Here is a 6,170-nt window from a genome sequence, read left to right as displayed (position 1 = left end):
CGAGTATCATGAATGTTTTTATCCCTAAAGCCCCCTTCCTCACTCTCCGCTCTGCACAGTCGGCAATTGATTCTCAACACTAATCTTCGTAGCGCCAGCACGCTCGATCATCACGGCTTTCCCAACATCCTGAAGCCCTTTGCTCTCATAGATCTTCATTGCCGTTGACACATCGATAGCCTGTCTTGTTTGTTCATCCAGATCAAAAGCTAGCGTAATAAAATTCAACTTTACACCAAGCTTTTCCAATTCCTTATTACTTTCCTCAAGCAAATGGTTCTCGATATCCGATTGGTCCAATTCCACGATATCCTCATTTACGAATATCCGTTTTGCTACATCCTTTATCCGTTTATCGATCACCATATTCTCTGCCATTTCGAAGGATTTACCCAACGCATCTTCATTATCCGCATCCACATTCGCTTTCCCCAAGAATTTAGCTTGCTTAATAAACGACAACGCATCGGTAATCGAATAATCATAATCAATATGAATATTCGCCCTAACCTTATCCTTTAAATTGGAGATAAAGCGAGCTTCACCCTGCATTGGAAAATTAGGAATAACGACCTTCATGTAGCACATATTCAGACCGGCTTTCGGGACAGCATCTCCCGCTTCAATTTTCTTCCAGGTCATGCCGCAGTCGCTAGATACCACAACTTGTTGGTTGGACTTCGCATAGTTACAAGATTGTGCGATTAGGGCAGCACAGGCCGCTGAGATAAACCAAATTGATTTATTAAAATTCATGGTTAAAATGGATTAGTTTGGTATAGTTACTTTAGCTTCAGCAAACTCTTTTTATCAAAATGCTAAAGCGCATCAAATGTAAGAATTTGTTGGAATATTTGCGTCTGATAGAATTCTGAACGAATTCCAACACAGCATTAAATAAAAAAAGGAAGAATCAACAATTCTCCCTTTCCTTATCTAAGATTATTTTCTTTTGTTTTTTATGGTCATTTTCGCCTTGGCGCCACCTCCATAGTTGTAGGTCTTGCTATTGCTTTCCTTCTTTTTATGGAAAGCGCCGCCCTGACTTTCGTCAATAACCGGTTTCTCTTTTGGGGCATCAGAAGGGGTGTAGATCAACAAATCTTCCGGCAAGGGTTCTACAGGAATTTTCTTACCCAAGGATTGTTCAATCTTCTTTACTTCCGGCAATTCGATGTCGGTAGCAAAGCTGATTGCGATAGCATCCTCATCAGAAGATTTTAAAACATGTTTCACAAAGCGTTCAATCTCTTCAGGAATTTCGAAATGGAAAATAAAAGGGATGCCGCTCAAATCAACATCCGAAGTGTTTTCATTCGCAACAAGAAGTATTCGGCATTCCGGCAACTGTTTAAAGATGTTGACATCATCAATATTATAGTCTTGTGGATTGACCCCCTGATATAAAGCTGCCACGCCTTTCTTGACGTGCAGTCTTTCGAGTAATTTGCGAGCTGTATGAACGGTATTAACAAACACAATCACCTTATCAAAAACCTCATCGTCGCGCATCAAATCATTCAACAAATTGATCTTCGTCGTGAAGTTCGGAACTTGATACAGCAAAAGCTCATGCGTGTCATGCGTATGATCTCCCAAATCTTCAACTTCAATCAAGGTAGCAAATGGCATGAAAACATCGATCATCGCGTGAAGCTTTTCATGCTCCACGGTGCTAAATGCTAGGTACTGCACCTTTCCGCAGCTTTGAGCAAGTTCGCGAACGGTATTCGACATGCCTTGTTTTACAATTTCTTCCGCATCATCAACGATAAACGTTTGTATACGATTCAGGTTCAATCCTAATTTCAGATAAACGGCGCGTGCGCGAGTAGGAGTGGCGACAACGATATCCACACCACGAACAAGATCTTCGATTTCCTCTTCCATACTTCCGGAAGACTTTAAGCCCATAATAGCCAAGTTCTTATTTTTGCTAATGGCATAAAATGCTTCAACAATTTCTTCGATCCGCTCCTCATTTGGCGCTAAAACTAAAACTTTAGGAGCCTCATCATCAGTGTATTTTAAACGCATCAACACCCCTAAAATATACGTTGTCGTTTTACCGGCACCTTCAGGAGCAATACCAATTAGACTATGACCTCCAACAATCCTAGAAAGGGTTTTTAACTGGAATTCCTTCGCAGTAAAATAACCTAATTCGTTCATGTTCGAATAAAGACGCTTGCTAAGTTTTAATTTATCTAAAGACACTGTTGATTTTTTTAATGAATGTGTAGCTGCAAAGTTAATTAAAATATCGCGGTTCTCGATTATTCAATGCGCAGGGTGGGTACTTGCACCGAAATTTCTATCAAACTAGATTTATATATTTTCAATATATTTGAGAACACACTAACGGGGCAAACCTCTATCTAGCTCTTCTAGAAGCTATCGCATTCTTTATAATTGGGATACCTGAGTAACATATTCTATGAAATATGGCTGCTGCATTGTCGAATATGGACCAAGGACTGACGAATATCGAATTAACTCCAATTAGTATGTTTTAATAAATCATTTTTATGTTTATGAACCAAAATCTGATTGTTCGCAACTTTCTCTTACGCTCAAACATCCTATGGATTGCTCTATTCTTGAGCATTCTGCTAATGGTCTTCAGTTGTCAAACAGATCAAGGTAGCGGCTTATCTTCAAGCGAGCAACAGCGATTGGATAGCATCGCCAAGCGTGAATTTTTAAAATATTTTACGCTTGCCTCCGAACCTAGAGATGCAGACGCAGACACTTTGTTGAAAGCCTATGAGCGAACAGAAGGTTTTAGAAACAACATATATTATTGGACGACGAAAGTAGGGAAATTGAATTATGGTTTCAAAAATGATACGCTCGTCAATATCGTGGACGCCATTGACATACCTAAATCGAAACCCGAGGAATGGGTTCTTAAACAAATAATATTATTAAAAAGTAAATCCAACGATAGAGACATTAATCCTTCAGCCGTATTAAAACAGTTGATCGAAGTTCGTGCAGAAGCCGAAAAGCTCAATTCCATCTACCTATATGAGCTAGATAATCTTTTAGCGATGTCCTATTATTCAAATCGCGATACCGAGAATTCGTTGACACATGTCGAGTTGATGAAGCGTAATTATCCTTATGCCGACCATCCTAGATTTAGGCAAATGTATTACGATATACGTTTCATGCTCTCGCTAAATTTCAAAGACAAGATAAAAACGAAAGAGTTTTTAGATAGCTGCCAATCCTTGGCGATTGCATTAAACGACACGCTTGCGCTGATGCGATCCTACGATTTCGAAGCGCAATGGCTGAAGCGAACGGGAAGGACCAAAGAGGCTGTCGAAAAGGCAAGGGTGTATTTTCAATTCGCGAATGAGACAAAAAGATACAATGCTTTAAAGCGTTACCTTAACTTCGCAGAATTATTTCTCGCCAATGGTCAGCCTGACTCAGCAATTTTTTATTTGAACCAAGGTGTTAAACTCGATTCGATTCAGAAAAATGATACTAAGGATCTGGCAGGGACTTACTTAGTATATAGTGAATCATACGCTATGAAAGGTGATTTTAAGCGAGCATTCGAATACAGCAAAAAAGAAAATCAGGCTTACAAAGAAGCCAACGAAATTATTCAGAAGACTGAAATTGCGGAACTGACTGCTCTTTATGATGCGGAAAAGAAAGACGAAGCCATACAATCGCTTCAAACCAACAATGAATTGAGCGATAAATTGATTCTACAGCAGCGCTGGACCTTCAGTATCTCAATCGCCTTGCTCGCCTTGTTAGGCTTCTTTTTCTTCAATTCTTACAAACAGAAGCTCTTTAAAGCACAACATGATAAATTGCTACTAGAAAACAAACAGCTTCTGTTAGAGCAAAAGAATAGACAGAATCAGTTAAATCCTCATTTTATATATAACTCCATCGCCAACCTACAAGGGCTCATCAGTACCAATCAAAAGCAGGAAGCCAATCAATATCTGATCACATTGACGAGGGTAATCAGAGATATGCTCGAGCTGAATAGAAAGGACTTTATCCCTTTAGAAAAGGAAATCAAAAGTTTACAGAACTACGTCAACCTGCAACAGATGCGTTTTAGTCATTCCTTCGATTTCAAAGTAGAATCTGTTGATTTAGATCTTGACAATATCCTTATACCACCAATGCTAATTCAGCCATTCGTTGAAAATGCGATTGAACATGGGCTAATGAATCTCGATCGCAAGGGATGTTTACAGGTAAAGTTCTATCAGAATGAAGCAATCTTACATATCGAGATTACCGACAACGGAAAAGGGGCGACCGAAGAATCTGTCAAAAGTTTTGAAAAAGAATCTCTTTCCCATGTAATTACGCAGGAACGCATAGAATTGCTCTATGGAAACGATACTAAGACCGCAGGACTAAAGACTTTCCCAAATTTTAGAGCCGATGGCTCAGGGTATAAAGTCGAAATATACATACCACTAACTTTATTTTTTGATTAAATTATGCTGAAGATCTATATACTTGAAGATGAGGAAAACATACTTCGCTACATCCGTACTATTCTAGACGAAATTCCATATGTCGCCGTGGTGGGATCCGCAGCTTCTATTAAAAAGGCGCAAATAGAAATCCCTCGGGAATTACCCGACCTTATTCTCTCGGATATTCAACTGAAAGATGGAATCAGTTTGGAATTGCTCGCAAATCTAAATCTAGACACACATATTATCTTTATCACAGCATTCAATCAATATGCAATGGAGGCCTTGAACCTCGGCGCTATAGGCTACCTAACAAAACCAATAGACCCAAATCTCCTTGTCGAGAAGATAGAGCAGTGCTATAAAAAAACATCGGAATTTAAATTCAATCAGCTACAGCTTAAGATTGCTGAAAATCATCTGAAGCATCCGTCTATACCCAAAAAGATTGCCCTACGGACCTTTGAATTTACGCAGATCGTGAATGTGGAAGACATTCTGTATTGTTATAGCGATAAGGGCTATACCACCTTCAACCTCAAAGATGGTGTAAACTTGATGGTGTCTAAGGTAATAAAGCATTTTGAAGCGATGTTGCCACCAGAACAATTTATCCGTTGTCATCAATCCTATCTAATCAATTCGCACTTTATTCATAAATACTATAAAGATGGACAATTGGAAATGAAAGATGGAAAAAAAATCCCTGTCTCTAATAGAATACGGGAAGCGATCATGCAGTTTATTGAAAGACTTACCTAACTCTTGATTTTAATTTTTAGTTGTTTAAACGCACTTTTCAGTGCGTTTTTTGATTTTAGACGAGTCCTTTATAGAGCTTGCCAATCGTCGCCACTTCGAATATTCTCAAATACTCGACGCTTATTGATTGATACCTATATCAATCTTCATTCTATCAAAAAATTTAAAAATATTCCTTGATATTTAAATCAACAAACAAGTCAGAGATGAAAAAATTAGTGAAAATTGAGGCCAAAAAAATATTAGCGACAGCGAATATTAAAGGTGGCTCGATCGGACTCCAATCAAGCTTTAGTAATGATACAGGCATTGTCACTGGCGGCGTTGATCCGACCTGCAATAAAAGCACGGGCTATGTAGTGGCAGATAACTGGAGAGACTATATCGATTTATACCAGAAGTACACACACACACACACACACACATTAATACTAATAAAACCATGAAAAAATTAGAGAAATTGAAACAAAGCAAATTGGTTAATACAAACCAAGTTAAAGGTGGCATTCTTGGCGGACGCGGTTTAACAAATGGCATCGACAATGGCGTTCTTCCGACAATGAGTAGTTCAAACGAACTATTTGGAGACACTACAGTCGCAGACCACATTAACGATGGTTGTACACGACCGTAATTAAAACGAATAAACTAAATACATACACTTATAAATTAATACCTTATGAAAAAGTTAGAAAAACTAAACGCAAACAAGCTTGCAAATACTGAGCAAGTTAAAGGTGGCGCAGGCATCTTCGTTGACTTCTCGGTAGATGTAGTAGACGGAGGATCAGTTCCAACAACAGAGCACAGACCTACAAAAGGTCGCTTAGTAGAGCACTACACTTGTGACCATGCTCCTGATAACAATTAAGAATTTGTAATCAGCTAGTTTAAAGGAGCTGTCCATCGAGGGCAGCTCCTTTATTTTGTGTGCCCAGCATG

7 protein-coding genes are annotated in these 6,170 nt (G+C 38.8%); 5 read left to right on the top strand and 2 right to left on the bottom strand.

The features are described 5' to 3' along the window. Positions 1-39: 39 nt before the first annotated feature. Together B2400_RS00225 and B2400_RS00220 are read right to left on the bottom strand one after the other, a co-directional pair. Positions 40-756 carry a hypothetical protein gene (locus B2400_RS00225; protein WP_286652242.1) on the bottom strand — a complete coding sequence of 239 codons (717 nt, stop codon included), beginning with the start codon at positions 754-756 and terminating at the stop codon, positions 40-42. Between the two features lie 186 nt (positions 757-942). After that, entirely contained in the window at positions 943-2,217 is a 1,275-nt protein-coding gene (locus tag B2400_RS00220; protein WP_286652243.1) for a DEAD/DEAH box helicase, read from the bottom strand. Between the two features lie 317 nt (positions 2,218-2,534). On the opposite strand from B2400_RS00220, the gene B2400_RS00215 reads away from it, so the two are divergent. The 5 genes from B2400_RS00215 (at position 2,535) to B2400_RS00195 (ending at position 6,099) form a co-directional block, all read left to right on the top strand. Then, entirely contained in the window at positions 2,535-4,484 is a 1,950-nt protein-coding gene (locus B2400_RS00215; RefSeq protein WP_293930100.1) for a sensor histidine kinase, read from the top strand. Between the two features lie 3 nt (positions 4,485-4,487). Further along, entirely contained in the window at positions 4,488-5,228 is a 741-nt protein-coding gene (locus B2400_RS00210; RefSeq protein WP_293930098.1) for a LytR/AlgR family response regulator transcription factor, read from the top strand. A 218-nt stretch (positions 5,229-5,446) separates the two neighbouring features. Then, positions 5,447-5,674 (top strand): hypothetical protein, encoded by a 228-nt coding sequence (locus B2400_RS00205; RefSeq protein WP_293930096.1) that lies wholly within the window; start codon positions 5,447-5,449, stop codon positions 5,672-5,674. Next, positions 5,671-5,862, top strand: a complete 192-nt coding sequence (locus B2400_RS00200) for a hypothetical protein (RefSeq protein ID WP_286652247.1) — start codon at positions 5,671-5,673, stop codon at positions 5,860-5,862. Before B2400_RS00205 ends, B2400_RS00200 begins: the two co-directional genes overlap by 4 nt. 45 nt (positions 5,863-5,907) lie before the next feature. Beyond that, positions 5,908-6,099, top strand: a complete 192-nt coding sequence (locus B2400_RS00195) for a hypothetical protein (protein WP_149525914.1) — start codon at positions 5,908-5,910, stop codon at positions 6,097-6,099. Positions 6,100-6,170 lie beyond the last annotated feature (71 nt).

The organism is Sphingobacterium sp. UBA6645 (genome assembly GCF_002455685.1).
Taxonomy (GTDB): Bacteria; Bacteroidota; Bacteroidia; order Sphingobacteriales; family Sphingobacteriaceae; genus Sphingobacterium; species Sphingobacterium hotanense.
This window is presented reverse-complemented; position numbering and strand designations above follow the sequence as displayed.